Genomic DNA, 17,130 nt, shown 5'->3' with positions numbered 1-17,130 from the left:
AGACCAGCACAGGCCAGACGATATCTGAGTGCCTTTAAAAACAGATGGGAGTCGGTGGAAGCCCGACACACAACAGAAAAGGGCATCACCGGGCGACGGGCTCATAACCCAATCCACCCGGGCAAAAAGAAAGCGGTCTCTGCAAGCCGCCGACCAATGCAGGTGCCCTTCTCTGTTGTGTATGGAGAAAGTTCGGCGGTTGCAGCCGCCTTAACGAGGGTAAAACCATGAGTAATGACCGCATGACCGTAGTGCCAGATTTTCTTGGCGAACTGGATGCCGGCGTGTTCATGAACAAAATCGCGGCAGCACTTAATACCACCGCGCTTGGCGTTCTGAACAACGGCAACAAAGGCAAAGTAGTCCTCACATTTGATTTTGAGCGCATGGGTAATTCCGTTGAAGAGAAGCGCGTCAAGATCAAGCACAAGCTGAACTACAGCACCCCTACACCGCGTGGTAAAGCCTCCGAAGAGGACACAACCGAAACCCCGATGTGGGTCAACAAAGGCGGGAAGCTCACCATCCTGCAGGAAGATCAGGGTCAGCTGTTCGGGATCACTGGCGCGGTAGATGGAAAGCTTAAAGCGGCTCAGTGATCCGCAATAACAAACTCACTGATACCACTTTGATCATCAGTTAATAAGGAATTTTTATGTCTCAGTTAGACAGCGGCACCTTCAAGCAGGTCAAAGACCTGGTTCTTTCCGGTTATCACCTGAATGATATTCATGGCCTGGCTTGCCCGACCGCATTACTGCCAGAGGGTACTGGCGTTGAAAGCCTCGAGCGCTTTTCTCTGGAGCGTTTCCGCTTTCGTGGCGCAATGACCACAACCAGTATTGACGACTTCGCACGTTATTCTAAAGGTTACGCCAGCGACAGTGAGCCAGCTCGTTGCTTCATTGACGCTGACAACATGACCGCCCGTTCAGTGTTCAACATCGGCACCCTGGATAATCCAGGTCACGCCGATAACGTTGCTTCAATCACCCTGAAGAAAACCGCCCCGTTCCGCGCGTTACTGCAGATCGATGGTCAACGTCTGAAGCAAAAGCAAATCGCTGAATGGCTGGAAGACTGGAGCGATTACCTGCTGGCGTTTGATGCTGATGGCAATACGATGCAGATTTCACAGGCGGCTCAGGCTGTGCGTCGTATCACTATTCAGCAAGCAACACAGCAGGACCATGAAACTGGTGATTTCGCTGGTAAAAAATCGCTGATGCAAAGCGTTGAAGCAAGCAGCAAAGACGTAATGCCTGTGGCGTTTGAGTTCAAATGTGTGCCGTATGAAGGTCTGGGCGAACGCCGCTTTAACTTGCGTAACAGCCTGCTGACCAGCGATGAACCCTGCTTTGTTTTGCGCATCGTCCAACTTGAAGCCCAGGAAGAAGAGATCGCCAACGAATTCCGCGATTTGCTGATCAGCAAGTTCGAAGGTGAATCAGTGGAAACTTTCATCGGTAACTTTAAAGCCTAATTGCTCTGCATTAAATCCCCGGCGCCGCGGGGATTTATTGAAGCGTAATTCCATTAATTATCGCCAACCGGCGAGGGATTCGTGCAACCAAAATCTGCGCGGTGCAGCGCGCCAATATGGAGAAAACCATGAGCTACATTCAGACATTATCCGGTAAAAAATTTAACTACCTGACCGCCACAATCGACGATATCGATGTTGAGGATATCGCGACTGCTCTTTCCAACATCTGTCGATTCGCTGGGCATCTTCCAGAGTTCTACAGCGTGGCCCAGCACTCTGTGCTTGTAAGCCAGATTGTGCCGCCAGAGTTCGCCTTTGAAGCGCTGATGCACGACGCTGCGGAGGCATATTGCCAGGATATTCCTGCCCCGCTCAAAGCCCTGTTACCTGACTACCAACGCATGGAAACTTATGTTGATGGTCTTATCCGCTTTAAATTCGGTATCTCTCTCGAACAAGCTGCTGTCGTGAAATATGCCGATCTAGCCATGTTAGCCACCGAGCGCCGTGATCTGGAAATCGATGACGGTTCGAAGTGGGAAATTCTCGAAGGTATTCCCTGCTCTGATCTCGTTCAGGTTATCCCTCTCCGTCTTGGTCAAGCCTATGGCCTGTTCATGAACCGCTTTAACGAACTGGCGGAGCTGCGCCAATGCGCCGCATGAAGGTAAAAGAACTCGTCGCGGAGGCTTTTGCCTCCGTTGCTGAACTGCCACCAAAGCATGCACCGCTTATGCGCGAAGTCGCCACAAGACTGGACGCTACGTTCGCAGCATTAAAAGAGTCTCTGGTGCAACTGGAACAGGAACGTAAAGGTAAAACGCCATGACCGTATTTGAATATCTCCAGGCTCACCCCAACGCCACCAGCGCTGAAATAGCTAAGGGTTTAAACAAAAAAACAGCTTCGATCGCTGGTTCGTTATCGCAACTCTTTACCACTGGCAGGATCGTGAAGTCTGGTGTTCGCAAGGGCATTCCAACATACCGTGTTAACGATATGCCATTTGGGTGCAGTAACAGCCTAACCATGATGTTTAACCAGTTATTGAATAGAGCCAGACAGGGAGCAACACAATGAGTAAATCACTGAACGCACGTTGCATCCGTCGCTGGACTGTCGAATTTAAAAGCCGCTGCGATTCAAAATACAGTCCGTACTGGCGTAAGCACCACCTTCGCAGTTACATCCGGGAATGCGCCCTGACAACTGCCGACTGCATGGTCGAGCGTATGGCAGAGGATAATGCGATGGTAGATTTTCAGGGGGCTAATCGAGGGTGGTCGCCGGAGTTCTCTGCCTGGTACCACGAACGCCGTGAACAGTATCTCAAAGAGGCGCGCGACTATCTGAACGAAGATGCCACAAATGACGAGGTCGACGAGGAAATCCAGAACGAGCTGGAGGCATGGAATGACTAAAAGCATAAACCACCCGGCTCACGGTCCTGTATCAATCGAGCGCCTGCACCAGATCCACGAAATACTCAGCAAAGCAGCAGCACAAAGCGACGGCGGAAATCTCGGCTACGCAATGGCTGATGCTGTTAAGGTGATTGATGAGGTACTGGAGCTACGCCGTAACTATCTGGCGCTACGTGGTGAGATTGAAGACGTTCAGGCGCAACTCTACGAGGCTGAAAACCGGAATGAGGCCGACGCTACGGAGCTACAGGAGCGCCGCAAGGCTGATAGCGCGGAGCCTATTTACCAGTTATTTGACGCAGGCTGGTACGACACAAACAAAAGCACTTATTACGATGTGACTGGTGCTGGTATGAAAGGGCGAATTGTCTACGCCGCACCGCAGCAAGCGTCGTTAGTGCCGGATGAAAAGCCTATGCCAGAAGCGTCGAAAATGCATGCGATAGATGCTGTAGCTGCAATCGCAGAAGTCAGGGGATGGAACGCCTGCCGCGCCGCAATGCTTAAAACAGCACCAAAACAGGAGAATATTTAACGTGAACAATTTAATGATCGACCTCGAATCCATGGGCAAAAAACCGAATGCCCCTATCGTCTCCATTGGAGCCGTATTCTTCGATCCGCAAAGTGGTGAACTGGGTCAGGAGTTTTACACCGCCGTTAACCTTGAAAGTGCTATGGAACAGGGAGCAGTGCCGGATGGTGACACTATTCTGTGGTGGTTAAAACAAAGCCCAGAAGCACGATCAGCAATCTGTGTTGATGATGCTCTGCCAATATCGTCTGCCCTATCTGAACTGAGCCATTTCATTAATCGGCATTCTGATAACCCTAATTATTTAAAGGTTTGGGGCAATGGAGCTACTTTCGACAACGTTATATTGCGCGGCGCATATGAGCGTGCCGGCCAGGTTTGCCCGTGGCAATCTTGGAATGATCACGACGTCAGAACCATCGTCACATTAGGCAGAGTTGTTGGTTTCGATCCTAAGCGAGACATGCCATTCGATGGGGTGGCACATAACGCACTGGCCGATGCGCGCCATCAGGCAAAATACGTGTCCGCGATCTGGCAGAAATTGATTCCGACCACCAGCAGCGAGCTTTAATTTCCCCTGGGTGCAGCCAGGGTAATGGATAAATAACCATGAGCAATATTTTCCAGTTAGCCCCCAACGAGTGGGTTTGTGAAAGCGTTCTTATCGCGGTTACCGGGCTCAAGCCCGGTACCATCCTACGGGCAAGAAAAGAATGCTGGATGGTCGGGAGGGAGTATATCCACGTATCGCCTGACGGGAATCCTAAACCTTCCAGTGAGTGCATGTATAACAGAAAGGCTGTAGATGCCTGGGTCGCTTCAATGAAAAGCAAGCAGCCAGGGTGATTTGATGCCATGAAAAAGGTAAGCTCGTATCGCTCTTGGGCGTCTGGAGGTAACACAAATGGATAAAGTCACATATCCAACAGGCGTCGAAAACCACGGTGGCACATTACGCATCTGGTTTAATTTTAAAGGTAAGCGTGTCAGGGAAAGTCTCGGTGTCCCTGACACCGCTAAGAACAGGAAGATAGCCGGGGAACTGCGGACATCAGTATGTTTTGCCATCCGCACAGGAACCTTTGATTATGCAACTCAGTTTCCTGACTCCCCTAACCTCAAGGCTTTTGGTGTAAGTAAAAAAGACATTACAGTGAAAGAACTTGAAGAAAAATGGCTGGATCTGAAACGGATGGAAATCTGCGCGAACGCATTCAATCGCTATGAGTCTGTCGCAAGGAATATGGTGCCGAGGATCGGAGGTAATCGCCTGGTGTCAGCAGTAACCAAAGAGGAATTGCTGTATCTCAGGAAAGATTTGCTAACTGGTTACCAGAATCCGACGAAAAACAAAGCTCCGGCAAAAGGGCGAAGCGTTGTTACTGTGAACTATTACATGACGACAATGGCCGGAATGTTTCAGTTTGCTGCAGATCACGGTTACTTAGAGGTGAACCCATTCGAGGGAATTAAACCTCTGAAAAAAGCCAGGGCAGAACCAGATCCGCTGTCTCGTGATGAATTTATTCGCCTGATAGATGCATGCCGGCATCAGCAGACGAAAAACCTGTGGTCATTAGCAGTGTACACAGGAATGCGTCACGGGGAACTGGTCTCCCTGGCCTGGGAAGATATCGACCTGAAGGCGGGAACAATTACCGTCAGGCGTAATTATACGAAACTTGGTGAGTTCACTCTACCGAAAACCGAGGCAAGCACAGATCGAGTGGTGCATCTTATCCAGCCCGCAATCAGCATCCTGAAAAATCAGGCTGAGATCACAAGGCTGGGCAGGCAACATCACATTGAAGTTCAGTTACGTGAGTACGGCCGTTCGGTGAACCATGAGTGTACATTCGTCTTTAACCCGCATGTGGTCAGACGCAGTAAGCAGGTCGGATTTATCTACCGGGTCGATTCAGTAGGCGACTCATGGGAAGCTGCACTTAAGCGCGCGGGGATCAGACACAGAAAGGCGTACCAGTCACGACATACCTATGCGTGCTGGTCATTATCTGCTGGTGCAAATCCGAGTTTTATTGCCAGTCAGATGGGACATGCGAGCGCGCAGATGGTGTTCAATGTTTACGGTGCATGGATGGCTGACAGCAGCGCAGAGCAAATAGCAATGCTCAATCAGAAGCTGACAGATTTTGCCCCATTGATGCCCCATAGCCACGAGAGCAGTACGGGAGGATTATTAAAATCAGTAAGTTAACCCCTAACGCCCGTCATGTTAACTGTGTGGAGGGCAATACCACGCTGTACGCGCTGCCAAAAGCCGACATTGTGGCCCGCTGGCATGCGCAGACTAACGATGCGTTTCGATTTTGTTTTAAGTTTCCGGCCACCATTTCGCATCAGGCCGCGCTGCGTAATTGCGATGACCTGGTACACGAGTTTTTCACGCGCATGTCGCCACTTGAATCACGCATTGGGCAATACTGGCTGCAATTACCCGCAACTTTTGGCCCGCACGACCTGCCAGCCTTGTGGCAGTTTCTCGATGCGCTCCCCAAATCCTTTACCTACGGTGTGGAAGTTCGCCATCCGGACTTCTTTGCCAAAGGCGAAACAGAGCAACGATTCAATCGAGGCCTACATGAGCGCAGGGTAAATCGGGTGATTCTGGACAGTCGACCGGTACATGCCGCAATACCACATACTGAAGCGATACGTGACGCCCAGCGCAAGAAGCCAAAGGTTCCGGTGCATGCAGTGGTGACGGCAAACCATCCGATGGTACGCTTTATCGGCAGCGATAATATGGCACAAAACAGCGCGCTTTTTGCCGTCTGGCTGACCAAGCTGTCGCAATGGCAACAAACCACAACGCCGTATCTGTTTTTACATACCCCGGATATCGCGCAGGCCCCGGAGCTTGTCGATACGCTATGGGCAAATTTACGCAGCGCCCTGCCAGAGATCGGATCAGCTCCGTCTATTCCACAGCAATCTTCTCTTTTCTGAAAATGCCACCTATCATAGTCAATGCCATCAGCCATTTTAAAAGGGAGTTTGTATGGTAAGCGCGCTTTATGCCGTATTGGGTGCGTTATTGTTAATTAAGTTCTCCTTTGACGTCGTTCGCCTGCGCATGCAATACCGCGTTGCATATGGTGACGGAGGTTTTAGCGAACTACAAAGCGCTATCCGCATTCACGGTAATGCGGTGGAATATATTCCCGTCGCATTGGTGCTGCTGTTATTTATGGAAATGAACGGCGCAGAAACGTGGATGGTGCATATTTGCGGGCTGATTTTGATTGCCGGACGACTGATGCATTATTACGGATTCCATCACCGGCTTTTCCGCTGGCGCCGTTCAGGCATGAGCGCGACCTGGTGTTCGCTGTTGCTAATGGTGCTGGCGAATCTTTGGTATATGCCCTGGGAGTTGGTTTTCTCCCTGCATTAGCGCACAATACGCCACTTTATTTTTCCCGGATTTTTACGTTATGTCTCACCGCGACACGCTTTTTTCTGCGCCTATCGCCAGTCTGGGTGACTGGACCTTTGATGAACGGGTAGCTGAAGTCTTCCCGGATATGATCCAGCGATCCGTTCCTGGCTATTCCAATATCATTTCTATGATTGGGATGTTGGCCGAACGTTTCGTACAACCCAACACACAGGTCTACGATCTGGGCTGTTCTCTGGGCGCGGCGACGCTCTCGGTGCGTCGCAATATTCATCACGAGAATTGCAAAATTATTGCCGTTGATAACTCCCCGGCCATGGTTGAGCGCTGCCGCCGTCATATTGACGCCTATAAAGCGCCGACACCGGTTGACGTTATCGAAGGCGATATTCGCAACATTACTATCGAAAACGCCTCGATGGTGGTGCTGAATTTTACCCTGCAATTCCTTGAGCCACCTGAGCGCCAGGCATTGTTGGATAAGATTTATCAGGGGCTTAACCCCGGCGGCGCGCTGGTACTGTCTGAAAAATTCAGTTTCGAAGACGCTAACGTTGGCGAGCTGCTGTTCAACATGCACCACGATTTCAAACGGGCAAATGGCTATAGCGAGCTGGAAATCAGCCAAAAGCGCAGCATGCTGGAGAACGTGATGCTGACCGACTCGGTCGAAACGCACAAAGCGAGACTGCATCAGGCGGGCTTTGAACACAGCGAATTGTGGTTCCAGTGCTTTAACTTTGGTTCTCTGGTGGCACTGAAAGCTGAGGTTAGCGCATGATCGACTTTGGTAACTTTTATCAACTGATTGCCAAAAATCACCTTTCCCATTGGCTGGAAACGCTCCCGGCGCAAATCGCGACCTGGCAGCGCGATCAGCACGGCTTGTTTAAGCAGTGGTCAAATGCGGTCGAGTTTCTGCCCGAGCTGACGCCGCATCGCCTGGACTTACTGCATAGCGTTACCGCCGAAAGCGATGAGCCGCTCAGCGACGGTCAGCTCAAACGTATCGACACCCTGATGCGTAACCTGATGCCATGGCGTAAAGGGCCGTACTCGTTGTACGGCGTCAATATAGATACCGAGTGGCGCTCGGACTGGAAATGGGATCGCGTTCTGCCGCACTTGTCTGACCTCACCGGGCGCACCATTCTTGATGTCGGCTGCGGGAGTGGATATCACATGTGGCGCATGATTGGCGCGGGGGCGCATCTGGCGGTTGGCATCGATCCTACCCAGCTGTTTCTGTGCCAGTTTGAGGCAGTACGTAAACTGCTGGGTAATGACCAGCGCGCTCACCTGCTGCCGCTGGGTATTGAGCAGCTTCCGGCGCTCAACGCCTTTGATACCGTATTCTCCATGGGAGTGCTTTATCACCGCCGTTCACCGCTGGAACACCTGTGGCAGTTGAAGGATCAGTTGGTGAAAGATGGCGAACTGGTACTGGAAACGCTGGTCGTCGAAGGTGATGAAAATACCGTACTGGTACCGGGCGATCGCTACGCGCAGATGCGTAACGTTTACTTTATTCCTTCTGCGCTGGCGTTAAAAAACTGGCTGGAAAAATGTGGGTTTGTTGATGTGCGCATCGCTGATGTCTGCGTCACCACCACCGAAGAGCAGCGCCGCACCGAGTGGATGATAACCGAATCACTGGCCGACTTCCTCGACCCGAACGATCACAGCAAAACGGTGGAAGGCTACCCGGCCCCATTACGCGCGGTATTGATTGCACGTAAGCCGTAATCATTTTTGCCAGATAGCACACTTTCTGCAAAATAGTTCAACTTGCAGCAAGGCAGACAACTACGCTGCGGCTTGAAATATGCAGGATAAAAAAAGGCCCCTGTTGAAATTGCAGGGGCCTGGTACGAGCAAGCATCATATTGGGCGACATGATGCAACGGTAAAAATCAGCTGGCCTGGTGGTGTGCAATGATTGCTTTCATTTCCGCAACCGCCGCCCCGTCTACCGCATAGCGTGAATACTCATCCGCCTGTGCATCCGAAGACATCGACAACCCCGAATTGCGATAACGCATGGGGGAAGCCAGCCATACTCCGGCAGAACTGTGGACTTCCTGCACTCCAGCATCAAGGAACAGGGACAAATTCGAGGCGCGAACCCCCGCTCCGGCCATAATGATTGGAGCATCCCCCTGCGCAATAAGTTCCATAATTTTTGTTAAACCTTGCGCCGCATCTGATTTTTGCCCGGAAGTCAGCACTCTGGCGATGCCCAAATCAGCTAATTTTTTTAGCGCATTGAGTGGGTTAGCGCACATGTCAAAGGCCCGATGAAAAGTGACGTGCAGCGGTCCCGCCGCGATCATTATTTTCTCCATGCGCGGCATATCGACATCACCCTCTGCATCTAAAATGCCGGTTACCAACCCTGAGAACCCCAGATCTCTTACCATCGCAATATCATCCAGCATTGCAGCGAATTCACCGTCGGTGTAACAAAAGTCGCCCCCGCGCGGCCGAATAATGGGATTGACCGGAATCGAGATATGCTGGCGAACCGAACGCAAGACGCCCAGGGACGGCGTTAAGCCCCCCTCTTTGGGCGCCGAGCAAAGCTCAATGCGATCCGCGCCGTTTTGCTGCGCCGTGCGCGCGCACTCCATGCTGTAACAGCAGATTTCCAGTAATGCCATACTCACTCCTGACGTTCGCTTGCCACAATGGCTTCAATCGACCACGGATGGAATTTTATCGTCACGCTGCCATCGCTGACCGCCAGCGTTGGATTCGGTAAACGCTCGCGCTCGCCTTTTGGCGAACTGGTTTTTACAAATATGCCCGGCTGGCTCAGCCCGTGATCTGAAAGCAGCGCCAGCGCTCGTGCATTCAGCGTCTCCACCTCACCCGGCAGAACAATTTCAACATGCTCCCAGCCTTCATGCGGATAGCGCTTTTCGCCCGGCCACGGCAGTTCTACGATAGTAAATTGCCAGTGTTGCACACAAACTGGCTCATCGAGTTTGAACAAGCAAATCGGTCGGCCATTGATGATATTTTCTGACAGCAATTCGCCGCACTGTTCAAACCCACGACGCCAGCGCTCTGCGGTGGTATTTTGATGACAACGCAGAGAAATGTGATCGGCTTCAAGCAATGAGATATCCAGCCCAAGGCGAGTGGAAAGATCCGTTAACGCCTGAATGAAATGCGGTAAATCTGCGGAAATATCATGCAGTTCTGCAACTGTTTGCCAGTTCGCCATAATGAAAGCTCATATCCATATTCAAAGCCGCTAATTTACCCTGTTGCGCAGCCCCAACCAACTGCTGATTTTCTTAAGCGCAATATGAATAATTATACGTAATGACAATGTTTATATTTCAGGCTGCTGGCGATACTCGCAATGCTGACGGCAACGGGCATTTGCAGTATACTCCCGCCCTTAATTCTTAAACTGGTGCGGTGCATTTTAAGCCGCTTCATAAATGTAAGGTATTCCGGTGAATATTCAGGCTCTTCTCTCAGAAAAAGTCAGTCAGGCCATGATTGCTGCAGGCGCGCCTGCAGATTGCGAACCGCAGGTTCGTCAGTCAGCAAAAGTACAGTTCGGCGACTATCAGGCTAACGGCATGATGGCTGTCGCTAAAAAACTGGGTATGGCGCCGCGACAACTGGCTGAGCAGGTGCTGACTCATTTGGATCTCAACGGGATCGCCAGCAAAGTTGAAATTGCAGGCCCGGGCTTTATCAATATTTTTCTCGATCCGGCATTTCTGGCGCAGCACGTTCAGCAGGCGCTGGCTTCCGATCGTCTGGGCGTCACCCAACCGGCTAAACAAACCGTTGTGGTTGATTACTCCGCACCTAACGTAGCGAAAGAGATGCACGTTGGTCACCTGCGTTCCACCATCATCGGTGACGCTGCGGTGCGTACGCTGGAGTTCCTCGGTCACAATGTTATCCGCGCCAACCACGTCGGCGACTGGGGTACTCAGTTCGGTATGCTCATCGCATGGCTGGAAAAACAGCAGCAGGAAAATGCTGGCGAGATGGCGCTGGCTGACCTTGAAGGTTTCTACCGTGATGCGAAAAAACATTACGACGAAGATGAAGCCTTCGCGGAACGTGCCCGGAGTTATGTCGTGAAGCTGCAAGGCGGCGACGAGTACTTCCGTGAGATGTGGCGCAAACTGGTCGACATCACCATGTCGCAAAACCAGTTAACCTACGATCGCCTGAACGTCACCCTGACCCGTGACGACGTCATGGGTGAAAGCCTATACAACCCGATGCTGCCTGGCATCGTGGCCGATCTCAAAGCTAAAGGCCTGGCTGTTGAAAGCGAAGGCGCTACCGTCGTATTCCTTGATGAGTATAAGAACAAGGAAGGTGAACCGATGGGCGTAATCATTCAGAAGAAAGATGGCGGCTATCTCTACACCACGACCGACATCGCCTGCGCCAAGTACCGTTATGAAACGCTGCATGCCGACCGCGTACTTTATTACATCGACTCCCGTCAGCATCAGCACTTAATGCAGGCCTGGACCATCGTGCGTAAAGCCGGTTATGTGCCGGACTCTGTGCCGCTGGAACACCACATGTTCGGTATGATGCTAGGTAAAGACGGCAAGCCGTTCAAAACCCGTGCGGGTGGCACGGTTAAACTGGCCGATCTGCTGGATGAAGCGCTGGAACGCGCACGCCGTCTGGTAGCGGAGAAGAACCCGGACATGCCTGCCGACGAGCTGGAAAAACTGGCGAATGCGGTCGGTATCGGCGCGGTGAAATATGCCGATCTGTCCAAAAACCGTACCACCGACTACATCTTCGACTGGGACAATATGCTGGCGTTCGAAGGGAACACTGCGCCGTATATGCAGTACGCCTACACCCGCGTACTGTCCGTGTTCCGTAAAGCCGATATCGATGAAAGCGCGCTGGCAAATGCGCAGGTGATTATCAGTGAAGATCGCGAGGCTCAGCTGGCTGCTCGTCTGCTGCAGTTTGAAGAAACGCTGACCGTTGTTGCACGTGAAGGTACGCCGCACGTGATGTGTGCTTACCTGTACGACGTTGCCGGTCTGTTCTCCGGCTTCTACGAGCACTGCCCTATCCTCAGCGCTGAAAACGAAGAGATTCGTAACAGCCGCCTGAAACTGGCACAGTTGACGGCGAAAACCCTGAAGCTGGGTCTGGATACGCTGGGTATCGAAACCGTAGAACGTATGTAAATCAGCTCATCTATCAGGCCTGACTCCGAAATTCGGACTCAGGCCTTTTTTATTTCTGTAACAGGCAATCTGTAACAACTCACAAGGAATGACACATTTCCGTAGAGATATGGAACATTTTTTGCCTGTCATCCCGTTTAAGCCTCCGTATCATGAGGCGGCGAATTAATCGGGTACGGGTCAATGACATTCAGAGATTTTGAGGCGGAGGAAAAACTCTTCCAGCGGCGTGTATTGGTGGCCTTTGGCCTGGTGGTCATCTGCTTTGGCATCCTGATTTACAATCTCTACAACTTACAAATCTGTCAGCACCAGTATTACACCACCCGCTCGAATGCAAACGACATCAAAATGCTGCCCGTGGCCCCGACGCGTGGCATGATTTACGATCGCAACGGCATCCCGCTGGTGCGCAATGTAACCTGGTACGACATTTCCGTTACGCCTTATAAAATCAGTGATATGAATGCCCTGATCAGGCAGCTCACGCCTATCATTGACCTCACTCCTGATGACATTGACCAGTTTCGCCATGCGCTGAAAGCCAGCAGCCGCTATCGCCCGGTCGTGCTAAAAAATGCGCTGACCGATGTGGAAATCGCCCGCTTCTCGGTTAACCAGTTTCATTTCAGCGGCGTCAATATCAATAGCTATGAAGACCGCCAGTACCCTTATGGCGCAGCGCTGGCGCATGTCCTTGGCTATGTGTCGAAAATCAATGACAACGACCTGAAAGCGCTGGATCAAAAAGGCCTGACAGAGAACTACGCCGCCGATCACAACATCGGTAAGCAGGGTATTGAGCACTACTATGAAAATGAACTGCATGGGAAAACCGGTTATCAGGAGGTCGAAGTTGATAACCACGGACGCATCGTACGCCTGATCAAAGATGTGCCGCCCGTTGCTGGAAAAGATATCCACCTGACGCTGGACCTCCATTTACAGCAATATATTGAGAGTCTGTTGGTGGGCCAGCGGGCCGCCGTTTTGGTTGAGGATCCGCATGACGGTTCCGTGCTGGCAATGGTTTCGAACCCCAGCTATGACCCCAACCCGTTTGTCAAAGGTATTAGCTATCAGGACTATAACAAGCTGCTTCAGGATAAGGATCTGCCGTTAATCAACCGCGTCACGCAAGGGTTGTATCCTCCCGCCTCCACGGTCAAACCGTATATGGCGATGTCAGCATTACTGGACGGCGTGATCACGCCGCAGACCCGTTTCTTCGGCGCCCCCACCTGGACGCTCCCCGGCACGGAGCGACATTACCGTGACTGGAAAAAAACGGGCCACGGTATGCTGGATGTCACCAAAGCAATTGAAGAATCCGCCGACACGTTCTTTTATCAGGTGGCATATATGATGGGGATCGACCGTATTAACAGCATGCTCAGCCAGTTTGGCTATGGCAAGCCGACCGGCATCGATCTTGGTGAGGAGTATAACGGCCTGCTCCCGAGCCGCGAATGGAAGCAGAAAGTGCATAAAAAAGCCTGGTATCAGGGAGATACCATTTCGGTTGGCATCGGTCAGGGATACTGGATTGCCACGCCGATCCAGATGGTTAAAGCCATGGTCGCGCTGATTAACAACGGCAAGGTTATCGCCCCTCACCTGCTACGTGATGAAGAGAGCGGAAAAGTCATCACGCCATATCAGGCTCCCGAAGCACCGTCACAAATTGCCTCTGCCTCGTCCCCCTACTGGGGGCTGGTGCGTCAAGCGATGTTCGGCATGGCGAATGAGCCAAACGGTACCGGTTATAAGTTCTTTCACACCGCGCCTTACGGCATTGCAGCGAAAAGTGGCACATCACAGGTCTTTAGCCTGAAAGAAAATCAGACCTACGATGCGAAAATGATCCCCGTACGTCTGCGCGACCACGTGTTCTATACCGCATTTGCGCCATATAAGAACCCAAAAGTCGCCATAGCGTTAATTCTGGAAAACGGCGGCAGCGATGGCGTCACCGCCGCACCAGTCATGCGTCAAATCATGGATCATCTGTTTGCTGCGCAGGACGACGACGCACAAGCGGGTCCGATAGCCGCAACGCCATCGGACACCGATATCAAAAATACTTACGCAAGTATTCGGTAAGGCACAGCATCGCCATCGCCTGACCGTAAGGCATGGAGGTCCGGGGGATGTTGCGGTAGAAATCGAGATTGTGGCCCATCCCGGTACCAAACGAGGTATGCAGCAATTCACCTTCCGGCGAAATATGTTGCACAATGCCTCTGATCGCTTTTTCGGCTACAGCCGCATAGTCTTGTCCGACATAGCGTTTACGTACCGCTTTGAGGATCCCATAGGCAAATCCGGCGGTTGCCGAGGCTTCAAGATACGACTGCGGGTCGTCCAGCAAGGTGTGCCACAGTCCGCTTTCATCCTGGCACTTCGCCAGCGCCGCGATTTGCGCGTTCAAAACTTGCACCAGATAGCGGTGCACTGCATTGTTTTCCGGCAAATCAAGTAATTCGAGGAAATCCGGGATGACTATAGTTAACCAGCTGTTGCCACGCGCCCAGCGAGCGTTGGCGAAGTTATGCTGTCCTTCATAGCTCCAGCCGTGGAACCACAGCCCCGTTTCTTTATCCATCAGGTTTTGCACGTGCAGCAGGAACTGATAGGTTGCCTCTTCAATATACTCGGGACGGTTGAGCAACTTGCCAATCTTCGCCAGCGGTAAGACCGTCATCATCAACGTGTCATCCCACATCTGCTGGTGATTTTCTTCCGCCAGCGTAATGTGCTGCATACCGCCGAATTGGGTACGCGGCATATCATGCATTGCCCACTCAGACCAGCTGTCGAGCCACGGCAGATACGCGGGATTACGCGTCTCTTCATAGCGATATGCCAGCGTTAAAAACGGCGCCATGGTGTTAACGTTTTTGGTCGTTGCACCTTCCGCAAAGCGATCGGCAAACCAGCTGTCGATAATATCGCGCATCGTGGCATCGCCGGTTTGCTGATAATACTGATACATCCCGTACAAGCCGATGCCGTGCGTCCACTCCCATCCCGCCCAGCCTTTGGTATCAATAACGCGTCCGTCATCCAGACGTAGCAAGAACTCGCCGGTCTCGTCATGAATATTGACCAGGTTATGCGTCACCTTTTTGATCAACGCTTTTAATTCATCCCTGGCAATAAAATGTTCTGGCTGGCGCAACAATGGGCTGTGTTTAACCGGATAAACAATCATTTACTTAACCTCTGTCAATGTCGAATTCAATACAGCACCCTTTTCCAGTTTCGGTGCCGCTGGTTTATTACGATTCAGGTAACCAATATTGTTGTTACCCCAAAGTGATTCATAAGGCATGCCCGATAGCATCTCTACGGTCGCGCGTCCTTTAGCGGAAAGTCCTTCCAGCACGGGTTGCCCGGACTCACGCATTTTTGCTGTCTCTTCGCGCAGGGTGCTGTGCGTTTGCAGGTTCAGTTTGAAGCGCAAGGAAACCAGGAAACCCAGCGCCAGAACAATCAGCGTTCCGCAGCTCAGAATTAACAGGATGGTATGGCTGACCGCCGCGGGTTGTGCGCTCTGACCGGAGACAAAACCAGACAACTGCATCACAATCCCCACCAGCATCACCGCTCCCGCCTGCGACGCTTTACGCGTTAACGTCATAATGCCGGCGAAGATCCCTTCCCGACGCTGACCGGTGATCACTTCGTCAACGTCGGCAATATAGGTGTAGATATTCCAGGGAACGTAGTTGATACCACCGCGTCCTAAACCCGCAACGGCGGAAACCAATAGCAACAGAGAATAAACATCGCTTAATCCGGCGTAATACAGCCCCGCATAGGAGAGTGAACTGAGGCCAAACAGGACGACCACCATGCGATAAGACGGCGCAGGTCCGAAACGGATGCACAATGGGATCATGGCGATAACGGCAATAAACTGGAAGATAGCCATCGTACCCAGCAGGTTTGACGCCATTGATGCTTCCTGCATCAGCACAAACACCACATAGTAAGTAAAGACGGCGTTAAAGACGTCCTGGGCAATATAGCCGCCAAGATACATTCCTAAATGCTGGCGAAAGATACGGATGCGCAGTGTTGAACTCAGTTCCACAAATAAACGGTTCATACTCTGACTCAAGGTCAGGCTTTTCTTCTCTTCTTCGGCTCGCAGCGCCGCCTCAGTCCACTCTTCCCGTGGGCGTTCCCAGGTAAAGAACCAGACGAAGGTCAGCATCAGTGCACACAGCACAGAAAACACCAGGCTGGCGTAGAAAAAAGAGACGGGGTTGTCCTTGCCAAACAGCGTCAGCAGAACGCCGGGTAAGAATGAGGCCAGAATGGCAGACATTTGCGCCATCGAAATGCGTGCGCCGGAGAATTTGGTTTTCTGTTTAAAGTCATCGGTCATTTCGGGTACCAGCGTTTCGTATGGCACCAGAATCATGGTGTAGACCACGTCAAAAATCAGATAGGTGAGCAGGTAGTACCAGAACCCCATATCACCCACCCACATTAGTGAGTAGCTAAAGACACAGGGTATCCCCAACAGAATAAAAAACTTGCGTCGCCCAAAGCGTTTTCCGAGCCAGGTGGAGCCAAAGTTATCGGTTAAAAAACCCATTAATGGGCTAACAACGGCATCCAACACTCTGGCGGTAGCGAAGATAAAGGTTGCTTCGATTGGCGTCAGGCCACAGAACGTCGTGTAAAAATAGAGTAGCCAGGCCGCGGTTAACGCCGTGGTGCCTGCGCCTAAAAAATCCCCCGAACCGTAGGCAAAATAGTTAACCAACCCAATTTTACGTGTATTCATTGCCGTTACCCCTGCACATTATTGGGAGGCCCCGCAATCCTCGCTTTGACATTGGGCCTCCTTACAGGGCCACAGTAAAAGCTAACAGCAAGTGAAACCTTTCTATTTTTGCCAGGGGTATTCGTGAAATGGCAACAGCACAAAGAGTCCGGCAACGTATGTCACCTATTTTATAAAACAGCGTTTCTATTTAATCAAAGAGGCGGACTAGAATTGCGAAGCAGCCAGCAGTTTCTGCTGCTGGCCGGAATGAAGGGAG

General features: G+C 51.7%; 20 protein-coding genes. 16 read left to right on the top strand and 4 right to left on the bottom strand.

The window, feature by feature from the left end:
* Positions 1-227: 227 nt before the first annotated feature.
* The 14 genes from HVZ39_RS10925 (at position 228) to cmoB (ending at position 8,615) form a co-directional block, all read left to right on the top strand.
* Complete coding sequence (locus HVZ39_RS10925; RefSeq protein ID WP_001515608.1) at positions 228-599, top strand: hypothetical protein; 372 nt, start codon at positions 228-230, stop codon at positions 597-599.
* A 56-nt stretch (positions 600-655) separates the two neighbouring features.
* Positions 656-1,483 carry a DUF2303 family protein gene (locus HVZ39_RS10920; protein WP_115190403.1) on the top strand — a complete coding sequence of 276 codons (828 nt, stop codon included), beginning with the start codon at positions 656-658 and terminating at the stop codon, positions 1,481-1,483.
* A 128-nt stretch (positions 1,484-1,611) separates the two neighbouring features.
* Entirely contained in the window at positions 1,612-2,151 is a 540-nt protein-coding gene (locus tag HVZ39_RS10915) for an HD family hydrolase (RefSeq protein ID WP_181633588.1), read from the top strand.
* A complete protein-coding gene (locus HVZ39_RS10910; RefSeq protein WP_001253786.1) occupies positions 2,139-2,315 on the top strand; it encodes a hypothetical protein in 177 nt (58 codons plus the stop codon). Before HVZ39_RS10915 ends, HVZ39_RS10910 begins: the two co-directional genes overlap by 13 nt.
* A complete protein-coding gene (locus HVZ39_RS10905) occupies positions 2,312-2,566 on the top strand; it encodes a hypothetical protein (RefSeq protein ID WP_048216132.1) in 255 nt (84 codons plus the stop codon). Before HVZ39_RS10910 ends, HVZ39_RS10905 begins: the two co-directional genes overlap by 4 nt.
* Complete coding sequence (locus HVZ39_RS10900; protein WP_048216131.1) at positions 2,563-2,907, top strand: hypothetical protein; 345 nt, start codon at positions 2,563-2,565, stop codon at positions 2,905-2,907. Before HVZ39_RS10905 ends, HVZ39_RS10900 begins: the two co-directional genes overlap by 4 nt.
* Positions 2,900-3,445, top strand: coding sequence for a hypothetical protein (locus tag HVZ39_RS10895; RefSeq protein WP_174785126.1), 546 nt, complete (start codon positions 2,900-2,902; stop codon positions 3,443-3,445). Before HVZ39_RS10900 ends, HVZ39_RS10895 begins: the two co-directional genes overlap by 8 nt.
* A gap of 1 nt (position 3,446) precedes the next feature.
* The gene (locus HVZ39_RS10890) at positions 3,447-4,019 is read left to right on the top strand and encodes a 3'-5' exonuclease (protein ID WP_181633587.1); all 573 of its coding nucleotides are present in this window, start codon (positions 3,447-3,449) and stop codon (positions 4,017-4,019) included.
* Between the two features lie 38 nt (positions 4,020-4,057).
* Positions 4,058-4,294 (top strand): excisionase family protein, encoded by a 237-nt coding sequence (locus HVZ39_RS10885; RefSeq protein WP_003034696.1) that lies wholly within the window; start codon positions 4,058-4,060, stop codon positions 4,292-4,294.
* Between the two features lie 58 nt (positions 4,295-4,352).
* Positions 4,353-5,666 (top strand): site-specific integrase, encoded by a 1,314-nt coding sequence (locus HVZ39_RS10880; protein WP_181633586.1) that lies wholly within the window; start codon positions 4,353-4,355, stop codon positions 5,664-5,666.
* A complete protein-coding gene (locus HVZ39_RS10875; RefSeq protein ID WP_181633690.1) occupies positions 5,645-6,418 on the top strand; it encodes a DUF72 domain-containing protein in 774 nt (257 codons plus the stop codon). Before HVZ39_RS10880 ends, HVZ39_RS10875 begins: the two co-directional genes overlap by 22 nt.
* A 52-nt stretch (positions 6,419-6,470) precedes the next feature.
* Positions 6,471-6,866, top strand: a complete 396-nt coding sequence (locus tag HVZ39_RS10870; RefSeq protein WP_016153418.1) for an MAPEG family protein — start codon at positions 6,471-6,473, stop codon at positions 6,864-6,866.
* Between the two features lie 40 nt (positions 6,867-6,906).
* Positions 6,907-7,650 carry a carboxy-S-adenosyl-L-methionine synthase CmoA gene (gene cmoA, locus HVZ39_RS10865; protein ID WP_047416592.1) on the top strand — a complete coding sequence of 248 codons (744 nt, stop codon included), beginning with the start codon at positions 6,907-6,909 and terminating at the stop codon, positions 7,648-7,650.
* Positions 7,647-8,615: a tRNA 5-methoxyuridine(34)/uridine 5-oxyacetic acid(34) synthase CmoB gene (gene cmoB / locus HVZ39_RS10860; protein ID WP_016153420.1), complete on the top strand. Its 969-nt coding sequence runs from the start codon at positions 7,647-7,649 to the stop codon at positions 8,613-8,615. The genes cmoA and cmoB overlap by 4 nt, the downstream gene beginning before the upstream one ends.
* A 167-nt stretch (positions 8,616-8,782) precedes the next feature.
* Here cmoB and cutC read toward each other — a convergent pair whose 3' ends face one another.
* Positions 8,783-9,529 carry a copper homeostasis protein CutC gene (gene cutC, locus HVZ39_RS10855; RefSeq protein ID WP_080858819.1) on the bottom strand — a complete coding sequence of 249 codons (747 nt, stop codon included), beginning with the start codon at positions 9,527-9,529 and terminating at the stop codon, positions 8,783-8,785.
* Positions 9,530-9,531: 2 nt separating this feature from the next.
* Positions 9,532-10,098, bottom strand: coding sequence for a VOC family protein (locus tag HVZ39_RS10850; RefSeq protein WP_181633585.1), 567 nt, complete (start codon positions 10,096-10,098; stop codon positions 9,532-9,534).
* A 238-nt stretch (positions 10,099-10,336) separates the two neighbouring features.
* Here HVZ39_RS10850 and argS point away from each other — a divergent pair, with 238 nt between their 5' ends.
* Together argS and mrdA are read left to right on the top strand one after the other, a co-directional pair.
* Positions 10,337-12,070 (top strand): arginine--tRNA ligase, encoded by a 1,734-nt coding sequence (gene argS / locus HVZ39_RS10845; protein ID WP_016153423.1) that lies wholly within the window; start codon positions 10,337-10,339, stop codon positions 12,068-12,070.
* Between the two features lie 183 nt (positions 12,071-12,253).
* A complete protein-coding gene (gene mrdA / locus HVZ39_RS10840; protein ID WP_016156805.1) occupies positions 12,254-14,173 on the top strand; it encodes a penicillin-binding protein 2 in 1,920 nt (639 codons plus the stop codon).
* Here the strand turns inward: mrdA and HVZ39_RS10835 are convergent.
* On the bottom strand, positions 14,145-15,284 hold the full coding sequence (locus HVZ39_RS10835) for a glycoside hydrolase family 105 protein (RefSeq protein WP_181633584.1): 1,140 nt from the start codon (positions 15,282-15,284) through the stop codon (positions 14,145-14,147). The genes mrdA and HVZ39_RS10835 overlap by 29 nt on opposite strands.
* Positions 15,285-16,871: an MFS transporter gene (locus HVZ39_RS10830; protein WP_016153426.1), complete on the bottom strand. Its 1,587-nt coding sequence runs from the start codon at positions 16,869-16,871 to the stop codon at positions 15,285-15,287.
* Positions 16,872-17,130: the final 259 nt, after the last annotated feature.

The organism is Citrobacter sp. RHB35-C21 (assembly GCF_013816515.1).
Lineage (GTDB): Bacteria > Pseudomonadota > Gammaproteobacteria > Enterobacterales > Enterobacteriaceae > Citrobacter > Citrobacter braakii.
Note: the sequence above shows the minus strand (reverse complement) of the source record. Positions and strands in the feature narration are given on the sequence as shown.